This window comes from Brevibacillus sp. FIR094 (genome assembly GCF_050477165.1).
GTDB lineage: Bacteria > Bacillota > Bacilli > Brevibacillales > Brevibacillaceae > Brevibacillus.
The window spans coordinates 1-18,246 of sequence record NZ_JBEAES010000060.1; the positions used below are offsets into that span (position 1 = coordinate 1).

Consider the following 18,246-nt stretch of genomic DNA (forward strand, 5'->3'; position numbering starts at 1 on the left):
AGTGGCCTAACGGCCCGGGTTTTTCTTACTGTCCACTAAACGGGGCCTTGACCATGAAAGCGGACGCTGTTTTTCTTTTTCTCTATCGACGATCTCTTACTTCAAAGATGGCAAATTTCAAGTAATGAGCCTCATCAGCCCCACTGATTTGCGGATGATCCTTGCCCGCGCCTCGCCATTCAATCAGGCGCAATATCTTTTTCGCATCGACCGCTGCTTCTTGAATCGTTTGCAGGAACAACTCAGGAGACATATGGTACGAGCAAGACGCGGTAACCAGAAATCCGCCTGGACGAACGAGCTTCATCCCGTTTAAGTTAATGTCTTTGTAACCGCGGCAAGCTCCTTTCACTGCTCCACGCGATTTCGCGAATGCTGGCGGGTCTAGAATGACCACATCCCAGTTCTTACCTGCCTCTACATTTTCACGCAAGTAATCAAACGCATTTGCCACCACAAAATCAACGCGATGCAAAAAGCCATTGAGCGTAATGTTTCGCTTCGCTGTTTCGATAGCGTGATCGGAAATATCGAGGGCTGTCACCTTTTTCGCACCATGTTTGCAAGCATTCAGGGTAAACGAACCCGTGTGTGTAAAGCATTCCAATACCTCAGCGCCATCCCAAAACGGATTTTTGACCACTTTACCGCGCTTGTCTACAGGCAGCTGCTTTGTCTCGCCGTCTACTTCCATGCTCGCCAGGGTTATGCCGTGCTTTTCGCCCCAGCCTTTCATCAATGGCGCGATAGAAGCGCGATTTTCCCGCTGATCATAGAAAAAGCCGGTCTTTTGCCCCTCTACGATATCCACATAGTATTTCAATCCGTTTTCTTCGATCAATACCTCACGTGGGCACTCTCCGTACAGAACTTCTTTGCCCTGTGTCAGTCCTTCCAGTTCACGGACATGTACATCATTGCGCAAATAAATACCGGTCGGTGCAAATACCTCTACGAGTGCATCCCGAATCCAATCGATGCGCTTCTCCATCCCCAATGAGAGGACTTGGACAACCAATGTGTCTTCGTAGCGGTCGACGATGAGTCCTGGCAAAAAGTCGGCTTCCCCGTAAATGACGCGGCAAGCCCGTGGGTTGTCCACAAATCTCGTCCGGAATTCTGCCGCCTGCTTGATTTTGCGCAAGAAAAAGTCGTAGTCGATTTCTTCCTTTTGGTCGTAGCTCAAAATGCGCACGATCATTTGTGAAGCAGGGTTAATGTAGCCCTTTGCCAAAAAATAACCTTTGTGATTGGTGACCTCGACGATTTCACCTGGTTCTACATCCCCTTGAATTTCTAATACCTCTGACTGAAAAATCCACGGGTGTCCTACTTCTAGCCGCTTTTTCCGATGTTGATTCAATAGCACACGTGCCATGCAGCTATTCCTCCTCTTGTCATGCTTGCCCTTGTACAGGCATAGCGTTATAGTAACTTGCTAAAAATGGACAGGGAGGAACGTATCTTGTGATAGTCTCCATCCTCGCCCCTTTTACCTTTGGGCTCACTTTTTTTCTTTTCGGTATGTACGCCATGCGCTCCGGCTTTCAAAACCTCGCCGGCAAAAAAATGGAAGAATGGATGGGGCGATTTACTCGTACCCCACTCCATAGCTTCTGGATTGGTCTCTTCGCTACTTTTGTCTTGCAAAGCTCCAGTGCGGTAACTGTCCTGACGATTGGTCTGACGAACGCAGGCATCATCCAGTTCACACAAACCGTCGGCATCATATTGGGAACCAATCTGGGCACGACCGTGACAACAGAGCTGGTTGCGCTCAAGCTCGAGTCCTTTGCCATCCCCATGCTTCTCATCGGAGTCGCTCTATGGCTGATGCCGCGCCGAAACATTCGTTGCATTGGTCTCGTCGTCGCCGGCTTCGGACTGATCTTCCTCGGAATCGATACATTGAAAGTCATGGCAAAGCCTTTGGAGCAGTCTGAAACGTTTCGTTCGCTTTTTCTGGAGAGCAGTCATTCCATCTGGATCGGTTTGATTACCGGGATCATTTTCACCGCTCTCATTCATAGCGGTTCCGCTACGACGGTGATCACGATGGGCCTGCTCAGTCATCAAATTCTTTCGATGGAAACGGCACTCGCCATCGTATTGGGTGCGAACGTCGGAACTTGCTTTACTGCTGTCATCGCTGCGATTGGCACGAATACGGCATCCAAACAGGTCGCATGGTGCCATACGCTCTTCAACGTCGCAGGCGCGATTGTTTTTTTACCGTTTCTTTCCCAGCTTGCCCTCGTCAGTGCATTTTTAACGGATAGTCCCTCTATGCAGATCGCTCATTCACAGACGATCTTCAATCTCGTCTGCTCGTTGGTCGCGCTGCCATTCGTCCCGCAGATTGCCCGCTTTATTCAATGGCTGATCCCTGATAAGCGTCGTCCGACTGACCTCACCTTCAGAAGGAAAATGGTATCAAGTAGATGGAAGTAATGACGCCGGCCACGATCATTGCGACACTGGATGCTGCCGTTTGAACAGGAGAAACGCGGTTCAAGCTGGCCGTACCAATGGCGTGTGCACTCGTACCAATGGCGATCCCGATTGCCCAATCATCCGTGATCTTACCCCATTTGAGAACAGGACGGGCAATCATCACACCGACCATCCCTGTCAGTGCGGTAAAAAAGGCTGCAAGTGCAGGTTCCCCACCGATGGAACGACTCAGCTCCAACGCAATCGGGGTGGTCACGGATTTGCTAAGCATGCTTTTGTATACGAGCTCATCTGAACCCAGACACCAATGAACCGCGATAACAACGAAGATTGCAACTGCACAGCCTGCACATACACCAAGCAAAACACCGCGCCAAATATGAGCAAAATCCTTGATCTGTTTAGCCAGCGGAATAGCGAGTGCAACCGTTGCAGGGCCGAGCCAAAAGGAAATCCACTGGCCTCCAGCTGCAAACGCCTCCCAATCGCCGCTAAACGTCCACCATATGGTCCAAACCAAGATCACAGCCACCAGAAGAGGCTGCAATCGTTGGAATCGAGCGTTGATCATTGTCGCGCCTTTGTACCCTGCTATCGACACCAAAATGGCGAAAAATTGACTAAGCATCCAGAGTCCTCCCCTCTTGCTGTAAGGACGATTCTGATTTTTGTTTATGATGCTTCAAATACCATTGCACGACCACACCCGTCACAAGCATGACTAGCAATGGACCGAGAACCATCGATAGTATGATTGGCAATGGATTTTGCGTGAATACGTTTAAATAGGAAGCAACTCCGACGATGATCGGTACGAAAAAGAGCAACATGTGCCGGATTAGAAAAGTACCCGCTTGTTCCACCCAATCCATTCGGATCCATCCCATACAAAGTCCCAGAGTTAACAGCAGCATTCCCACCAAGTTACCGGGTAGGGGAATATGCAGCCATTTGCTCGCAGCTACGCCTACTCCATAAAAAGCCAATAGGATGACGATTCCTTTAACAAATTTCATTTTGCTAATCTCCTCCCTGCTCCCTATCCTCTCTCTATAGGAACATCAGCATGCAGGACGGAAAAAGCCCGGCCTTTCCTCGGCCAGGCTTTTCTTTCGTATTAGTATCCGCTGCCTGTTGTTTTTGCTCCAGTTACAATGGAAACACCGGAGCTCGTACCGACACGGCTCGCGCCTGCTTCGATCATCGCAACCGCTGCTTCACCGTCACGAACGCCACCAGACGCTTTTACGCCTACATTTGGCCCTACGGTTTTACGCATCAGGGCGATATCTTCAACCGTTGCTCCACCTGTTGAAAAACCTGTGGAGGTTTTTACGTAATCAGCACCAGCCTCTACGGAGAGCTTGCACGCAACTACTTTTTCTTCTTCGGTCAAGAGGCAAGTTTCCAGAATCACCTTCAAGAGAATATCGCCAGCAGCTTGCTTCACAGCAGCGATGTCTTTTTTGACAGTCTCCAGATCACCGGATTTCAAGGCACCTACGTTCAGTACCATATCTACCTCAGTCGCTCCGTTTGCAATTACATCGCGGGTTTCCGCTGCTTTGGACTCGATCGTGCTCGCTCCCAGAGGGAATCCGATAACCGTGCACACTTTTACATCAGAACCGGCCAAGAGTTCAGCAGAGCGTTTTACCCAGTAAGGGTTTACGCATACAGACATGAAATCGTGCTCTCTTGCTTCTTGGCACAACTTGTCAATCATCTCTTGTGTAGCATCAGGCTTCAACAGCGTGTGGTCGATATATTTGTTCATGTTCATAGAACTACACCTCTATCCCTAATTGGTCGAATGCAAGGCGAAAAATGCTGTCATTGTTTCGATATCCTCGTTGCAGTTGCAAATCCCAAGCTTCCTTTGCTGGATGCCAATGAACATCATTGATTTCTTCTAGTTGTACGGCGATCTCTGTGTTGTAGGCTTCTACTAAATAATAATGGACTTCTTTGTCGATGGATTCGCCCGTCGTCGGATGCGTATACACGTAGTTGATCATATCGAGCTTGGACCCCAAACGTCCTGCTACGCCTGTTTCTTCCAAAACTTCGCGCAGAGCCGTTTCTTCGATGGTCTCGCCCATCTCCTGCTTCCCTTTTGCGAGTGTTACTTTGCCATAACGGTCTTCAATCAATAGGAGCATGTACTCTGTTTCTTGCTTCTGGTATACAACGCCTCCTGCCGATATCTCCCTCATATAGCTCGCTCCTTCAGGTAAGGCAGCGCCTCTGTTTCCACTACGCGAACAAAAGTCCCTTTGCAGTATTCCGAGCCTGGCTCATCCAGTCTGACCTTGCAAATCTTGCCGATCATACTCTCATCGCCAGGGAAGACGACGTTCAGGTAGTTGTCCGAATAGCCCATCAGAAGACCACTATCAGGTGCTTCTTTAAATGGACGCTCCGGAATCACTTCCAGTACATCCCCTACGAATTTCTTGGAGTATGCCAAGGTCAATTCCTGATTGAGCTCCAGAAGCTTCGCGACGCGCTCGTTCTTTTCCTCATCAGGAATTTGATCCGTCATACGTGCTGCTGGTGTACCGGTACGCATGGAGTACGGGAATACGTGCATTTCGGCAAAACCGATTTTCTTCATAAACTCGTATCCGTTCCAGAATTGCTCTTCGGTCTCACCTGGGAAACCTACGATGACGTCTGTTGTAATCGCTGCTCCTGGCAATGCTTCGCGTACTTTGACCATTCTTTCGTAAAACTCAGCCGTCGTATACTTGCGGCGCATGCGTTTCAACACTTCGTCATCGCCCGCTTGCAGTGGTACATGCAGATGGCGCACGACACGATCAGAGTTATTGATGACCTCGATCACTTCATCGGTGATTTGGCTCGCCTCGATCGAACTGATACGGATGCGCTTGAGGCCTTCCACTTGATGAAGGTCAAGCAACAGCTTGGCCAAATTGTAGTCTTCCAAATCCTCGCCGTATCCACCTGTATGAATTCCAGTCAAAACGATTTCCAGATAGCCCGCTTCCACCAGCTTTTGGGCCTGTTCGACGACGCTTTCCGGTTTGCGGGAACGCATCAGACCGCGCGCCCAAGGGATAATACAAAACGTACAAAAGTTGTTGCAGCCCTCTTGAATCTTGAGGGAAGCACGTGTGCGATCCGTAAAGTTAGGAACATCCAGCTCTTCGAATTCGCGCGCTTTCATGATGTTCCCAACTGCATTGATCGGCTGGCGCTCAGTACGAATTTGATCCACGTACTCGATCAGCTTCTCGCGCCCTTGTGTACCTACTACGATATCCACACCGGGAATTTGCGCAATCTCACTTGGAGAGGTTTGCGCATAGCAGCCAGTTACGGCTACGATCGCCTCAGGATTACGGCGAATCGCACGCCGAATCACTTGGCGACTCTTCTTATCCCCCGTGTTCGTCACGGTACAAGTATTAATGACGTAAACATCTGCATCATCTTGTTCAAAGTCAACTCTCTCATAGCCGTCTGCCTTGAACAATTGCCAGATGGCTTCTGTCTCATAGCTGTTTACTTTGCAGCCCAATGTATGAAAAGCAACGGTAGACATTGCCATTCCTCCTTTTCCGTGAAAAACGTCTCGACGTTTTTCATAAAAGTGGATGTGACCGTTTGCGGTCAAAAAAACGGTCGTGACCGTTTTTTCCTGCTCATCCTTTGCGAAGTGATGTAGCCTTTCGTTCAAACTGATAGGAAGCGCAGGCCAAAACGTATTGGCTTGCCGTTTCCGTGCGTAAAATACGCGGGCCGAGAGAAACCGTCAGGAACCCTTTGCTCTCTGCTTGGGCCACTTCCTCAGGAGAGAAGCCTCCCTCCGGTCCAACGAGGACAAGAAGTGAATCGCCCGCAGTCATCTCTTCTAGCACTTGATGAATCGTCGTACTGCCTTCTTTTTCATAGGCAATGGCGCAATGCGTATATGACTGGCCAGCTTGAAGTATCTCACGAAAAGAAATAGGAGATAAAAGCTCTGGCAAAACAGCACGATGAGACTGTTCAGCAGCCTCCTTGACAATTTTTCGCCAACGCTCCAGTTTTTTCGCTTCTTTTTTGGCGTCCAGCTTTACAATGGTTCGCTCAGAAGAAAACGGGAAAAAAGAGTACGCCCCAAGTTCCGTCCCCTTTTGCAAAATCCACTCTAGCTTCTCGCCTTTTGGAAGCCCCTGACCAATTGTGATCCGGATCGGCAGTTCGCGTTCTTCTTGAAGCATTTCCATTACTTCTGCCCGCACTTCCTTGGCAGAAAGGTAGACAAGCTTGGCACGTGCCGACCTGCCCGCTCCATCAGAAACGATGATTTCTTCGCCTTCGCGAGCACGCATTACATTTACGATATGGTGTACATCGTCTCCGACAATCGTTAGCTCATTCTCACTAAAAGAATGTGGCTCGACAAAATATCGTTGCATCTCGCCAACCCCACTATTCTATCGTTTTTTTGCTACAATTGCTACCCAGTCATCGATGAAAATGGTTTCCACGACCTCAAGACCTGAAGCCGCCAACGCCGCTTTTACATCCGCTTCACGTGTAGCAATAATACCTGAAGAGATAAAGGTGCCACCTGGCTTCAACACGCGGAATACATCGTCGGTGAAACGCACGATGACTTCTGCCAAAATGTTAGCCACGACCACTTCCACCTGCTCCTCGATGCCGTCGAGCAAGTTGTTTTGTCTCACGTTGATATGCTCATGTACACCATTCAGTTCAGTATTGGCTTGTGCAGAGCGTACAGCTACTTCATCCAAGTCCATCGCCAGCACATCTTTTGCTCCGAGCTTGATAGCAGCAATACTCAAAATAGCTGTGCCTGTCCCAACATCATACACCTGATCGCCTTTTGCCATGTACTTCTCAAGTGCACGCAGACAAAGAATGGTCGTCGGATGTGTACCTGTTCCAAATGCCATGCCTGGGTCCATCTCGATAATAATCTCATCGGAATTCTTCGGCTCGTACTCTTCCCATACTGGCTTGATGGTCATGCGATCAGACACATGAACCGGTTTGTAATATTTTTTCCAGGCGTGGGCCCATTCATCTTCGTGGACATCGTTTACAGCAATCGATGCCTTGCCGATATCCAGACCGTACTCGATCAACTGCGCCAATTGCTCTTTCAGTTCTTCTACAACGTCAAGCAGCTCGCTGCTGTCAACCGGTAGGTATGCTTTAACGAATACGCCCTCGGCCGGAAAATCATCAGGAGAAAGCTGGTAGATTTCGCCAAAGGGGGTATCCCACTCACGATAAAGCACCTCCGGGTCTTCAATTACGACACCATTGGCACCTAATTCATACAAGAGGCTTGACACCGCCTCCGTAGCCTCCGCTGTAGTATGGATACTGATTTCTGACCATTTCACGAATCTACCACTCCCCACATAAGCTCCCAATCGGGCTTTTCATTTAAACGACTTCGCTACATAAAACTTTAGGCAAAAAGCGGACAAAACCGCGACGGATTACTCGCCGCGGAATGCACGTTTCATTTTTTCGAAAAAGCTTTCGTCTTCTCCCCCATGCTGTCCTGGCTTTTCTCCAGACAGTTCGGCGAGCTCACGCAACAATTCCTTTTGTTTATCGCTCAGCTTGGTCGGTGTAATGACGCGCACTTTCACATGCTGATCACCACGACCGTTGCCACGCAAATGCGGAACACCTTTACCACGCAAGCGGAAGAATGTTTCTGTTTGGGTACCCGCCGGGATCTTCAACTTCACTCTACCATCGACAGTCGGCACTTCGATCTCATCTCCAAGTGCTGCCTGTGCGTAAGTAAGCGGAACCTCACAGTAAATATCATTTCCTTCACGCTCAAAAAACTCATGACTCTTCACACGCAATACGACGTACAAATCTCCAGGAGGTCCACCGTTTGCGCCCGGTTCTCCCTCGCCTGTTACGCGCAATTGTGCTCCATCATCCACACCTGCTGGGATGTTGAGATGAATTTTGCGGCGTACCTTGACACGTCCATTGCCACGGCAAGTTGAACATTTTTCTTTGACGACTTTCCCTTTGCCTTCGCAAGTCGAGCAAACACGGCGATTGACGATTCGGCCGAATGGCGTGTTCGCCACCACTTCTTGTTGTCCAGTACCGCTACAAGTCTTACATGTATCTACACCGGAACCAGGCTTCGCGCCAGAACCAAGGCATGTATCGCATTCTGCTTCTTTTGGAATTTCCACGTCGGTTTCTTTTCCAAAAATCGCGTCGATAAAGTCAATGCTGAGGCCAAATTGCAGATCAGATCCTTTGCGCGGTGCATTTGGATTCGAACGTCTGCCGCCACCACCGAAGAACATATCAAAAATATCTCCGAAGCCGCCCATGCCTGATCCATCAAAACCTCCGCCACCGAAGCCCTGATTCGGGTCTTGGTGACCAAAACGGTCATACTGCGCACGCTTTTGTGGCTCGGACAGGATGTCGTACGCATCCTTTACTTCTTTGAACTTTTCTTCCGCGTCAGCCTCTTTATTTACATCGGGATGGTACTGGCGAGCCAGCTTGCGATACGCTTTTTTGATTTCATCCGCGTCCGCATCCTTTGCTACTCCCAGAACCTCGTATAAATCACGTTTCATCTCCTACATCACTCCCATGACAGTCAACTGTTATCATAGCATGTGACAGACTTGAAAAAAAGTCAAAGTCAGCATTCCGTGACTTTGACTTTCATGGGTCACATCGTGGGAAGTGAGGGAAGAAATCTCTCCCCTCACAGTTCCAGCGTGTTACTTTTTATCGTCTACCACTTCGTAGTCAGCATCAACGACATTGTCTTTCTTCGGCTCTTGACCTTCAGCGCCGCCACCTTGTGCAGCTTGCGCTTGAGCAGCCTGCTCATAGAGCTTCACCGAAATTTGTTGGATGATCTCGGACAGTTCATCTTTTGCTGTCTTGATCTCTTCGAGGTTGCCGCCTTCCAGAGCAGCTTTCACTTTATCTTTCGCAGCGTTAGCGCGATCGATTTCAGCTTGGTCGACCTTGCCTTCTACTTCTTTCAGTGTTTTCTCAGTCGTGAATACGAGTTGGTCAGCTTCGTTGCGAACTTCTACTTGCTCTTTGCGTTGTTTGTCCGCTTCTGCATTCAACTCAGCATCTTTTACCATGCGATCAATATCTTCGTCGGAAAGACCGGAGTTGGAAGTGATCGTGATGCGTTGCTCTTTTCCAGTGCCCAAGTCTTTTGCACGTACGTTTACGATACCGTTCGCGTCAATATCGAAGGAAACTTCGATTTGCGGGATGCCGCGTGGCGCTGGCGGGATATCGGACAGGTTGAAGCGACCGAGAGATTTATTGTCGTTCGCCATTTGACGCTCACCTTGGAGAACGTGGATTTCTACAGATGTTTGGTTGTCAGCAGCTGTAGAGAACACTTGGGATTTGCTTGTTGGGATCGTCGTGTTGCGATCGATCAACTTGGTGAATACGCCACCCAATGTTTCGATACCGAGGGACAGTGGAGTTACGTCAAGAAGCACGACGTCTTTCACATCACCAGTCAGTACACCCGCTTGAACAGCCGCTCCCAGTGCTACTACTTCGTCTGGGTTTACACCTTTATGTGGTTCTTTTCCTGTAAATTTCTTGATTGCTTCTTGTACCGCTGGGATACGAGTAGAACCACCAACCAGGATAACGCGATCCAGTTCGCTTGGAGTCAGACCAGCATCTTTCAGCGCTTGACGAGTTGGACCCATCGTACGCTCTACCAAATCAGCGGAGATCTCTTCGAATTTTGCGCGAGTCAGGTTCATCTCCAAGTGTTTTGGACCGGTTGCATCTGCTGTAATGAACGGCAGAGAAATGGTCGTAGTCAGAACACCGGACAGGTCTTTCTTCGCTTTTTCAGCAGCGTCTTTCAAACGTTGTTGTGCCATACGATCCTTGGATAGATCGATGCCATGTTCTTTTTTGAATTCACTCACCAGGTAGTTCATAACTACATCGTCGAAGTCGTCTCCACCCAGCTTGTTGTCACCGGAAGTCGCTTTTACTTCGAAGAAGCCGTCGGACAATTCGAGGATGGATACGTCAAACGTACCGCCGCCCAAGTCGAATACGAGAACCGTTTGATCTTCTGTTTTCTCCATACCGTATGCAAGAGCAGCTGCGGTTGGTTCGTTCACGATACGCAGTACTTCCAGACCAGCGATTTTACCAGCGTCTTTTGTCGCTTGGCGTTGGCTGTCATTGAAGTATGCTGGAACCGTAATCACTGCCTGCGTCACAGGTTGACCAAGGTAGCTTTCCGCGTCTGCTTTCAGCTTTTGCAGAATCATAGCAGAAATCTGCTCAGGAGAGTATGCATTACCTTCAAGCGTTTCTTTATGAGCAGTACCCATGTGGCGCTTGATGGAGATTACGGTATTGTCTGGATTGGTGATCGCTTGGCGTTTTGCCGCTTCCCCAACGATACGCTCGCCGTTTTTGAATGCTACTACAGATGGTGTAGTGCGGTTACCTTCCGCATTGGCAATAACGACTGGCTCTCCGCCTTCCATTACTGCTACACAAGAGTTGGTTGTTCCCAAGTCAATACCGATTACGCGACTCATATAAAATGTCCTCCTAACACTATACGTCTAGTGAATTTACTTTTTTGAGATTACTCGTTCACTTGAACCATCGCCGGACGAACGACGCGGTCTTTGAACATATATCCTTTTTGCAGCTCGGCTACCACAACACCTGATTCAAAATCAGGGTCTTGTTTTTGCATAACTGCCTGGTGGATGTGAGGGTCAAATGGTTTTCCTTGAGACTCGATTGCGGCCAAGCCTTCTTTGTCGAAAACTTGGACCATCTGACGATATACCATGTTTACACCCTCCAAGAGGGAGTCTACTGTCATGGATTCCTTGTCAGCGGCAAGCGCTCGCTCGAAGTTATCGAGAACTGGCAGAAGCTCTTCCACGATTTTAAGAGAAGCGTATTTAGCCAGATCTTCTTGCTCTTTGCGAACACGGCGGCGAAGGTTATCCATATCGGCCATGGCACGCAGCATGCGGTTTTGATGCTCTTCGGCCTGAGCCTTCCAGTGAGCAGCTTCCTGCTCCCCGTTCATTTCGGTTGCAGTCGTTTGGTCTGCATCCTGTGCTACTTGTTCTTCTTCGAGAGTTGGGTCTTGCGTTACTTTTTCCTCGCTCAACGTCACTACCTCCTGGCGGCCTTTCCCAGTCAAAAGACTGTTTAGCCATTCACTCCATTTATTTCTCAAACTGCGAAGTCAGCATGCGCGATAGGTCTTCCGCCAAATGGTTGAGCACCGTAATGACCTTGCCGTATTCCATTCGCGTCGGACCAAGTATCCCCACCATTCCTACCGGCTTGCCTCCAAGCGAATAAGAAGTGGTAATGATACTGCATTGCTTAATCGCGTCTAGCTGGTTTTCCTGTCCGATGCGTACCGTTAAACCATCACCCTGCATGCCGATCACATTCAGCAATTGATCGTGCTGCTCCAATAGCTCCAGTATATCCTTGACTTTATCCACGTCTCGGAATTCCGGCTGGTTCAAGATCTTGGTCGCACCGCGTAAGTATACTCGTTCTTCTTCTTGTGTCAGCGAGTTGTTGAGGAGCTGAAGAATTTCTTCATACTGCTCCGTATGACGTTTCATTTCACCGGAAATCTCTTGATAAAGACGTTGCCGAAGCTGCCAAAGCGGCACGTCGGTCAGCTTTGCATTCAACAGATTAACGAGTTTCTCGATTTCCCCGGCACCAATGCCTTCTGGAAGATCAATCAGCTTGTTCTCCACTCGTCCGGTATGTGTCACCACAATCGCGACAGCCTGTGAAGCGTTGAGAGGAACGATTTGAATATGTTTTAACCGATGCTCAAAAATCTCTGGACCCAAGACAATCGCCGTGTAGTTTGTCAGTTGAGAGAGAATTTGGGCAGTGTACTCTACCACTTGTTCTGCGTGGAGAATACGTTCGGCAAACAACTGTTTTAGTTTACCCAACTCAGCTTCCTCCAAAAGTTGAGGCTGAATCAGGTTATCGACATAGAAGCGGTATCCTTTTGTAGAAGGAACACGTCCCGCCGATGTGTGGGGCTGTTCTAAGTATCCCAGCTCCTCCAAGTCAGACATCTCGTTGCGTATCGTTGCCGAAGAGAATCCGATGTCGTCCCGTTTGGAAATGGTTCGGGAGCCAACAGGTTCGGCAGAATGAATGTAATTATCGACAATCGCGTTTAAAATCATTTGTTGACGGTCTGATAACATAGATGTCGCTCGCCTCCTGTTGGATTGTTAGCACTCATGCTTATCGAGTGCTAAATCTATATACTAAGGTATCAATAGTAGAAGGATTTGTCAACGAGCTTGAGCGAGTTCCACAGACAAAAAATCTCATTTTTCGCGAGTTTCGCTTTGTACTTAACGGAGAAAGCGCGCAAATACCTCATTTCCGAGCGGAAGCCCCTGTTTCGTCAGCTTCAAAAACCCGTCCTGTTCTTCCAACATTCCTTTGGCTACCTCTTCTTCTATTATTGTCCCAAAAACATCATGAACAGTTGCGCCAAAACGGGATGCAAAAGCCGAAAGGTCAACTCCTTCTCTCAACCTCAGCCCCAAAATCATCTGTTCTTCCATGGCATCCTCACGCGGTACCTCGAATTGGTCTACACGCGGCAGCCCTTCCTTGCACTTCTGCATGTAAATCGCAAGTGGGCCAGCATTCACGTGTCGATGGCCGGACACATATCCGTGGGCACCTGCACCCAACCCATAGTATTCACGATTGAGCCAATAGGTTTTATTATGTTTGCTCTCGAAGCCCGGTTTTGCAAAATTGCTAATTTCATACTGCTTGTACCCGTGACGCTCCATCTCTTCTATTAATACCATGTACATCTCAAGCTCTGTCTCTTCAGATGGCAGTGGCAGCTGATCTTTTTGGTAGAGCGTGTGGAACAGCGTGTTCTCCTCCACCTTGAGACTGTACGCGGAGAAATGGGTGGTGCCTAGCCCAAACGCCTTGTCCAACGTCTGACGGAAAATGTCTAATGTCTGATCCGGCAATCCAAACATCAGATCGATGCTAAAGTTGTCGAAGCCTACTTTTTGCGCATTATCGATACTGCGGTACACGGCTTCCTGGTCGTGAATTCGTCCCAGTCGTTTTAAGAGCGCGTCGTCAAAGGACTGCACACCAAAGCTCAGACGATTGACACCCAGCTCACGCATGATCCGTAGCTTTTCTACGTCTGTCGTTCCCGGATTCGCTTCCATCGAAAACTCGATATCATCCGTCCAGTACTTACCCAATTGTTTTTGGACGATTTCCAAAAACGCGCGCATTTGGGCGTGATCGAGAAAGGTGGGTGTCCCTCCACCGACAAAGATCGTTTTCACCTGCTCGATCGGTTGCTGGCTAAAGGTGAGCTCCATCTCGCTTTTCAATGCGTCTAAGTAGTCCCAAATGAGTTGCGGATTGTTCGTCACAAATGAGTTGAAGTCACAGTAGTAACATTTATTCGTACAAAAGGGAATGTGAATGTAAACCGATTGTGGCATCATGTCCCTTTCCCTCCTTTTATAATTGGATTGTTCAAAAGACTACTTTTTGACAACCTCTTTCATGAAAAAAACCTGACACAAGGTCAGGTCTACTTTATATCATGCATGCGCAAAAAGCCCTATACGCCTTTGATCGACCTCGTTATTTTATTGTAACACAGTAAATGAGAGAATCGACGGCAAACATTGATACAGCAAGCATTTGTAATAGCTTGATTATCATAGTGTATTTTTCTATATCGAGTCAAACATGACTTTTATGCACCAAAAAGCAGTCGTATTCTACAGAAAAAGGCAAAGCGATCTATTCGCAATCCGTCCCTAAGCCATTTGCATAATGTCCTTTCAATTACTTGATACTACAAACAAGTAAAGGAGGTAGTTCTGATTGTCACCAACCAATAACGATTCCCAACTCAATTCAAATTGCCCACCAGATTGCAACTTACCAGATCCCGAATTTCCGCCATCGAATGAAGTCCCTCACCCACCAACTCCTTGGCCACCACACAGCCTCGATCCTCATCCCCCCACTCCTGTACCACGCCCCCCAATTAATCCACAGCCACCAGCGATACCACCTGTAACCAATCATCCCCAACCACCACATCCTTGGTGACCACTCGATCCTCCACAGGGTCGAGTGGTCACCGGAATGGAATGTGCCAAAAAGAAAGACGACAGAAGCAGATTTGAAAATTCTGCATCTGTCGTCTTATTCAAGGTAAATAAATCCCCCACCATTTTGCCAATCTGGTGGCAATACGGTGGGGGGAGAGAAGCTACTTCTTATCATCCATGCGCAATACAGCCATAAACGCCTCTTGTGGTACCTCTACGGAACCAACAGACTTCATGCGCTTCTTACCTTCTTTTTGCTTTTCGAGCAGCTTGCGTTTACGCGAGATATCCCCGCCGTAACATTTGGCAAGAACGTTTTTACGCAAGGCACTGATCGTTTCACGAGCCACAACCTTTTGTCCGATAGTTGCTTGAATCGGCACCTCGAATTGCTGGCGAGGAATCAATTCCTTCAGCTTTTCGCAAATGACCTTACCGCGAGCATAGGCTGTATCTTTGTGTACGATAAATGACAGAGCATCCACCACTTCGCTGTTGAGGAGAATATCCATTTTCACCAGCTTGGAAGCTTTGTAGCCAGCCAGTTCGTAGTCAAAGGACGCATATCCTTTTGTTCCCGACTTCAGCATGTCAAAGAAATCGTAGACGATCTCGGACAATGGCATGTCGTACTTCAGCTGCACGCGATTCTCACCCAAGTACTGCATGTCAAGAAACTCACCGCGCTTGCCTTGGCACAGCTGCATAACATCGCCGACGTATTCTTTTGGCACCATGACCGTCGCGGTAACGTAAGGCTCCTCGACCATTTCGATCTTTTGGGCTTCCGGCATTTTAGACGGATTGTCGATTTCGAAAACTTCGCCATTCGTTTTGGTAATACGATAAATAACGCTTGGCGCAGTGGTAATCAAGCTAATATTGAATTCTCGTTCGATCCGCTCTTGGATGATCTCCATGTGTAGAAGTCCCAAGAATCCGCAACGGAAACCAAAGCCAAGTGCTTGGGAAGTCTCCGGTTCAAACTGCAAAGACGCATCGTTGAGCTGGAGCTTTTCCAACGCATCACGTAGATCGTTGTACTCGTTTGTTTCGATTGGATACAGACCGCAGAATACCATCGGGTTAATCTTGCGGTAGCCAGGTAGCGGTTCAGAAGCAGGGCGATTCGCATCTGTAATGGTATCCCCTACACTGGTGTCTCCCACTGTTTTAATGGAAGCAGCTACGTAGCCTACATCTCCAACCGTCAGCTCTTCTACTTGCGTTTGACGTGGAGTAGATGTTCCGATTTCGGTTACCTCAAACGACTTGCCCGTCGCCATCATCTTGATTTTCATACCCTTTTTCAAGGTTCCATTGATGACACGAATAGAAGCAATAACGCCACGATACGCATCAAAATAGGAGTCGAAAATCAAGGCTTGCAGAGGTGCATCTGGATCTCCCTCTGGAGCCGGTACTTTTTGCACAACCGCTTCCAGTACTTCTTTAATCCCGATACCCGCTTTGGCAGATGTCAGAACCGCGTCGCTGGCATCCAGACCAATCACGTCTTCAACCTCTTGCTTCACGCGCTCAGGTTCTGCGCTCGGCAGGTCGATTTTGTTGATAACCGGAATGATCTCCAGGTCGCTGTCCAACGCCAAATAGACGTTCGCCAATGTCTGGGCTTCGATCCCTTGTGCCGCATCCACTACGAGGATAGCCCCTTCACAGGCAGCCAAACTGCGGGATACTTCATACGTAAAGTCGACGTGCCCAGGGGTGTCAATCAGGTGGAGAATGTATTCTTCACCGTCATCAGCTTTATAGTTCAAACGCACGGCATTCAGCTTAATCGTAATCCCGCGCTCTTTTTCCAGCTCCATCGTGTCAAGAAACTGGGCTTCCATCTCACGGGCGGTCAAAGCACCGGTCAGCTCCAAAATGCGGTCTGCCAGCGTCGACTTGCCATGGTCAATGTGGGCGATGATGGAAAAATTTCGTATCCTTTTTTGTCTTTCACGACGATCCATGTGTTGTTCGTTCCCTCCCACGCGAATCCATTCAAACGTTCAGATTGCGCCTCGCAAAAAATACACTAACAGTAATTATAACAAACCGATGATATAAAGAGCAACCAAAGAGAATCGGGCATTTGCCTCCTTTTTCTCGTATCCAAACTTTTCCTGTGCTAAAGTTGTTATTAGCATGGAGGTGGCTAGGCATGAATCTACAGCAAGTCGATTGTTTGGGCTGTCGGTTGGCCCATGGAATCGAAGAAGTGCATATCGTCTATGAAAACGAATGGGTGGCGTGCCTCTTGGATATCGATCCGTTTTCGGAAGGTCACATGCTCATTCTCCCGAAACAACATTTCGTAGATTGGACAGACTTGGATGAGCCTACGATGCAGAAGGTATGCGAGGCAGTCACATCTTTGTCCCACGCCCTTAACAAGTTGTATAAGCCCGATGGAATTACGATTTGTCAAAACGGCGGTGATTTCAACGAGCTGACTCATTTTCACATGCACGTCATCCCTCGTTTCCATCATGACGGCTTCTCGTGGAGTGATCCGCTGCATGAACACGGAGCTGCGAACCGCTTGGCCGCTACACGTACAAAAGTTGCGGAAGTATTAAACGATTTCTTAGGCGATACTACCGTGAACACAAAGAAAGAAACGGAGAATGATCAAAGTGAACAGCGTTGACTCTTGCTTGCATGGCTTGACGATAGCGGATATTCCCGGACTCATTGCCTTATCTGATTCCGTAGGCTGGGATTACGACGAATCGGAAATTCAAACAATTCTGTCTACCGGTACCGTATTCGGTCACAAAGACGCGAGTGGCACCCTACTTTCATGTGCGGCTATTATTTCATACGATGACAAGCTTGCGAGCATCGGTATGGTGATCGTCCATCCCTCGTCACAAGGCAAAGGATTTGGCCGCCAACTCATGAAGGCGTGCATGACGTCTGTTTCTACCGATACAACGATCATGCTCATTGCAACTCCAGAAGGAGAGCCATTGTACAAAACCCTCGGGTTCCAGACAGTCGATCGTATCCGAAAGTTTATAGCTGAACGCTATGTGCCTGAAGCACCTCTGCAAAACGAAGCCAATGACGAGTTTGAAATGATGCCAATGAAGTTGGACGATTTCTCGAGCGTGGTTGAATTGGACAAAGCAGCACTCGGTAGCAGTCGCTCTCATTTTCTCGAAACGCGCATGAGACAAGCTACTACCTGTCTGGTAGCCAAAAAGCACTCAGGCAAAATCATTGGGTATGGCTTCGCCGTTCAAGGCCCGGTCAACCTAATCGCGGGACCAATCGTCGCAGAAAATGCCAGCATAGCTGAACACATCCTGTACAAGCTGACACAACATCATACCGGGCGTGTGCGGATAGATGTACCAGATGGGCAAACAGCATTTCACACTTATTTGGAGCAAAACGGCTTCACACAGGTTTCTCATCCCCCAGTGATGGTTGCGAATACGGATAGCCTGCCACGCCGGGCTGGGACGTACTGGGCGATAGGTGCTCAAATATACGGATAGACATGAACAGCTAAAAACGGACCTTCTATTAGTGAAGTGCACCCCTTAAAGTAGACATTGGAAAAACCCCTACGGTTTACCGATGA

At 48.5% G+C, this 18,246-nt stretch carries 18 protein-coding genes; 3 read left to right on the forward strand and 15 right to left on the reverse strand.

Going from position 1 to position 18,246, the window contains the following annotated elements; all coding sequences use genetic code 11:
* Positions 1-82 precede the first annotated feature (82 nt).
* On the reverse strand, positions 83-1,378 hold the full coding sequence (locus tag ACQ5DJ_RS28920) for a class I SAM-dependent rRNA methyltransferase (RefSeq protein ID WP_429845461.1): 1,296 nt from the start codon (positions 1,376-1,378) through the stop codon (positions 83-85).
* Between the two features lie 89 nt (positions 1,379-1,467).
* Between ACQ5DJ_RS28920 and ACQ5DJ_RS28925 the strand changes: the two genes are divergently transcribed.
* Positions 1,468-2,451 carry a Na/Pi cotransporter family protein gene (locus ACQ5DJ_RS28925; protein WP_429845462.1) on the forward strand — a complete coding sequence of 328 codons (984 nt, stop codon included), beginning with the start codon at positions 1,468-1,470 and terminating at the stop codon, positions 2,449-2,451.
* Here ACQ5DJ_RS28925 and ACQ5DJ_RS28930 read toward each other — a convergent pair.
* The 14 genes from ACQ5DJ_RS28930 to lepA all read right to left on the reverse strand — a co-directional run bounded on the left by ACQ5DJ_RS28930 (position 2,417) and on the right by lepA (position 16,624).
* Complete coding sequence (locus tag ACQ5DJ_RS28930) at positions 2,417-3,082, reverse strand: LrgB family protein (protein WP_429845463.1); 666 nt, start codon at positions 3,080-3,082, stop codon at positions 2,417-2,419. The genes ACQ5DJ_RS28925 and ACQ5DJ_RS28930 overlap by 35 nt on opposite strands.
* A complete protein-coding gene (locus ACQ5DJ_RS28935) occupies positions 3,075-3,470 on the reverse strand; it encodes a CidA/LrgA family protein (RefSeq protein WP_007727662.1) in 396 nt (131 codons plus the stop codon). Before ACQ5DJ_RS28935 ends, ACQ5DJ_RS28930 begins: the two co-directional genes overlap by 8 nt.
* Positions 3,471-3,571: 101 nt before the next feature.
* On the reverse strand, positions 3,572-4,237 hold the full coding sequence (gene deoC, locus ACQ5DJ_RS28940) for a deoxyribose-phosphate aldolase (RefSeq protein WP_429845464.1): 666 nt from the start codon (positions 4,235-4,237) through the stop codon (positions 3,572-3,574).
* A 4-nt stretch (positions 4,238-4,241) separates the two neighbouring features.
* Positions 4,242-4,670 (reverse strand): NUDIX hydrolase, encoded by a 429-nt coding sequence (locus ACQ5DJ_RS28945; protein WP_429845465.1) that lies wholly within the window; start codon positions 4,668-4,670, stop codon positions 4,242-4,244.
* Positions 4,667-6,025 (reverse strand): tRNA (N(6)-L-threonylcarbamoyladenosine(37)-C(2))-methylthiotransferase MtaB, encoded by a 1,359-nt coding sequence (mtaB, locus tag ACQ5DJ_RS28950; protein ID WP_429845466.1) that lies wholly within the window; start codon positions 6,023-6,025, stop codon positions 4,667-4,669. The genes ACQ5DJ_RS28945 and mtaB overlap by 4 nt, the downstream gene beginning before the upstream one ends.
* Positions 6,026-6,125: 100 nt before the next feature.
* Positions 6,126-6,884 (reverse strand): 16S rRNA (uracil(1498)-N(3))-methyltransferase, encoded by a 759-nt coding sequence (locus ACQ5DJ_RS28955; RefSeq protein WP_429845467.1) that lies wholly within the window; start codon positions 6,882-6,884, stop codon positions 6,126-6,128.
* Positions 6,885-6,902: 18 nt separating this feature from the next.
* Complete coding sequence (prmA, locus tag ACQ5DJ_RS28960) at positions 6,903-7,844, reverse strand: 50S ribosomal protein L11 methyltransferase (protein WP_429845468.1); 942 nt, start codon at positions 7,842-7,844, stop codon at positions 6,903-6,905.
* Positions 7,845-7,943: 99 nt separating this feature from the next.
* The gene (gene dnaJ, locus ACQ5DJ_RS28965; protein WP_017247717.1) at positions 7,944-9,071 is read right to left on the reverse strand and encodes a molecular chaperone DnaJ; all 1,128 of its coding nucleotides are present in this window, start codon (positions 9,069-9,071) and stop codon (positions 7,944-7,946) included.
* Between the two features lie 150 nt (positions 9,072-9,221).
* Entirely contained in the window at positions 9,222-11,051 is a 1,830-nt protein-coding gene (dnaK, locus tag ACQ5DJ_RS28970; RefSeq protein WP_429845469.1) for a molecular chaperone DnaK, read from the reverse strand.
* Positions 11,052-11,101: 50 nt separating this feature from the next.
* Positions 11,102-11,644, reverse strand: coding sequence for a nucleotide exchange factor GrpE (gene grpE, locus ACQ5DJ_RS28975; protein WP_429845470.1), 543 nt, complete (start codon positions 11,642-11,644; stop codon positions 11,102-11,104).
* Positions 11,645-11,702: 58 nt separating this feature from the next.
* Positions 11,703-12,728: a heat-inducible transcriptional repressor HrcA gene (gene hrcA, locus ACQ5DJ_RS28980; RefSeq protein ID WP_429845471.1), complete on the reverse strand. Its 1,026-nt coding sequence runs from the start codon at positions 12,726-12,728 to the stop codon at positions 11,703-11,705.
* A 153-nt stretch (positions 12,729-12,881) separates the two neighbouring features.
* Positions 12,882-14,024 (reverse strand): radical SAM family heme chaperone HemW, encoded by a 1,143-nt coding sequence (hemW, locus tag ACQ5DJ_RS28985; RefSeq protein WP_429845472.1) that lies wholly within the window; start codon positions 14,022-14,024, stop codon positions 12,882-12,884.
* A gap of 416 nt (positions 14,025-14,440) precedes the next feature.
* On the reverse strand, positions 14,441-14,569 hold the full coding sequence (locus ACQ5DJ_RS28990; RefSeq protein WP_429845473.1) for a hypothetical protein: 129 nt from the start codon (positions 14,567-14,569) through the stop codon (positions 14,441-14,443).
* Positions 14,570-14,806: 237 nt separating this feature from the next.
* Positions 14,807-16,624, reverse strand: a complete 1,818-nt coding sequence (lepA, locus tag ACQ5DJ_RS28995; RefSeq protein ID WP_144616608.1) for a translation elongation factor 4 — start codon at positions 16,622-16,624, stop codon at positions 14,807-14,809.
* A 191-nt stretch (positions 16,625-16,815) separates the two neighbouring features.
* Between lepA and ACQ5DJ_RS29000 the strand changes: the two genes are divergently transcribed.
* Both ACQ5DJ_RS29000 and ACQ5DJ_RS29005 read left to right on the forward strand, forming a co-directional pair.
* Positions 16,816-17,304, forward strand: a complete 489-nt coding sequence (locus ACQ5DJ_RS29000; protein WP_429845474.1) for an HIT family protein — start codon at positions 16,816-16,818, stop codon at positions 17,302-17,304.
* Positions 17,282-18,160, forward strand: a complete 879-nt coding sequence (locus ACQ5DJ_RS29005; protein ID WP_429845475.1) for a GNAT family N-acetyltransferase — start codon at positions 17,282-17,284, stop codon at positions 18,158-18,160. The genes ACQ5DJ_RS29000 and ACQ5DJ_RS29005 overlap by 23 nt, the downstream gene beginning before the upstream one ends.
* The last annotated feature ends 86 nt before the right edge of the window (positions 18,161-18,246 follow it).

Excerpts from the sequence above, each read along its gene's own strand:
- ACQ5DJ_RS28920 (WP_429845461.1), bottom strand. The coding sequence starts at position 1,378 with ATGGCACGTGTGCTATTGAATCAACATCGGAAAAAGCGGCTAGAAGTA.
- ACQ5DJ_RS28930 (WP_429845463.1), bottom strand. The coding sequence starts at position 3,082 with ATGCTTAGTCAATTTTTCGCCATTTTGGTGTCGATAGCAGGGTACAAA.
- ACQ5DJ_RS28935 (WP_007727662.1), bottom strand. The coding sequence starts at position 3,470 with ATGAAATTTGTTAAAGGAATCGTCATCCTATTGGCTTTTTATGGAGTA.
- deoC (WP_429845464.1), bottom strand. The coding sequence starts at position 4,237 with ATGAACATGAACAAATATATCGACCACACGCTGTTGAAGCCTGATGCT.
- ACQ5DJ_RS28945 (WP_429845465.1), bottom strand. The coding sequence starts at position 4,670 with ATGAGGGAGATATCGGCAGGAGGCGTTGTATACCAGAAGCAAGAAACA.
- mtaB (WP_429845466.1), bottom strand. The coding sequence starts at position 6,025 with ATGTCTACCGTTGCTTTTCATACATTGGGCTGCAAAGTAAACAGCTAT.
- ACQ5DJ_RS28955 (WP_429845467.1), bottom strand. The coding sequence starts at position 6,884 with ATGCAACGATATTTTGTCGAGCCACATTCTTTTAGTGAGAATGAGCTA.
- dnaJ (WP_017247717.1), bottom strand. The coding sequence starts at position 9,071 with ATGAAACGTGATTTATACGAGGTTCTGGGAGTAGCAAAGGATGCGGAC.
- dnaK (WP_429845469.1), bottom strand. The coding sequence starts at position 11,051 with ATGAGTCGCGTAATCGGTATTGACTTGGGAACAACCAACTCTTGTGTA.
- hrcA (WP_429845471.1), bottom strand. The coding sequence starts at position 12,728 with ATGTTATCAGACCGTCAACAAATGATTTTAAACGCGATTGTCGATAAT.
- hemW (WP_429845472.1), bottom strand. The coding sequence starts at position 14,024 with ATGATGCCACAATCGGTTTACATTCACATTCCCTTTTGTACGAATAAA.
- lepA (WP_144616608.1), bottom strand. The coding sequence starts at position 16,624 with ATGGATCGTCGTGAAAGACAAAAAAGGATACGAAATTTTTCCATCATC.
- ACQ5DJ_RS29000 (WP_429845474.1), top strand. The coding sequence starts at position 16,816 with ATGAATCTACAGCAAGTCGATTGTTTGGGCTGTCGGTTGGCCCATGGA.
- ACQ5DJ_RS29005 (WP_429845475.1), top strand. The coding sequence starts at position 17,282 with ATGATCAAAGTGAACAGCGTTGACTCTTGCTTGCATGGCTTGACGATA.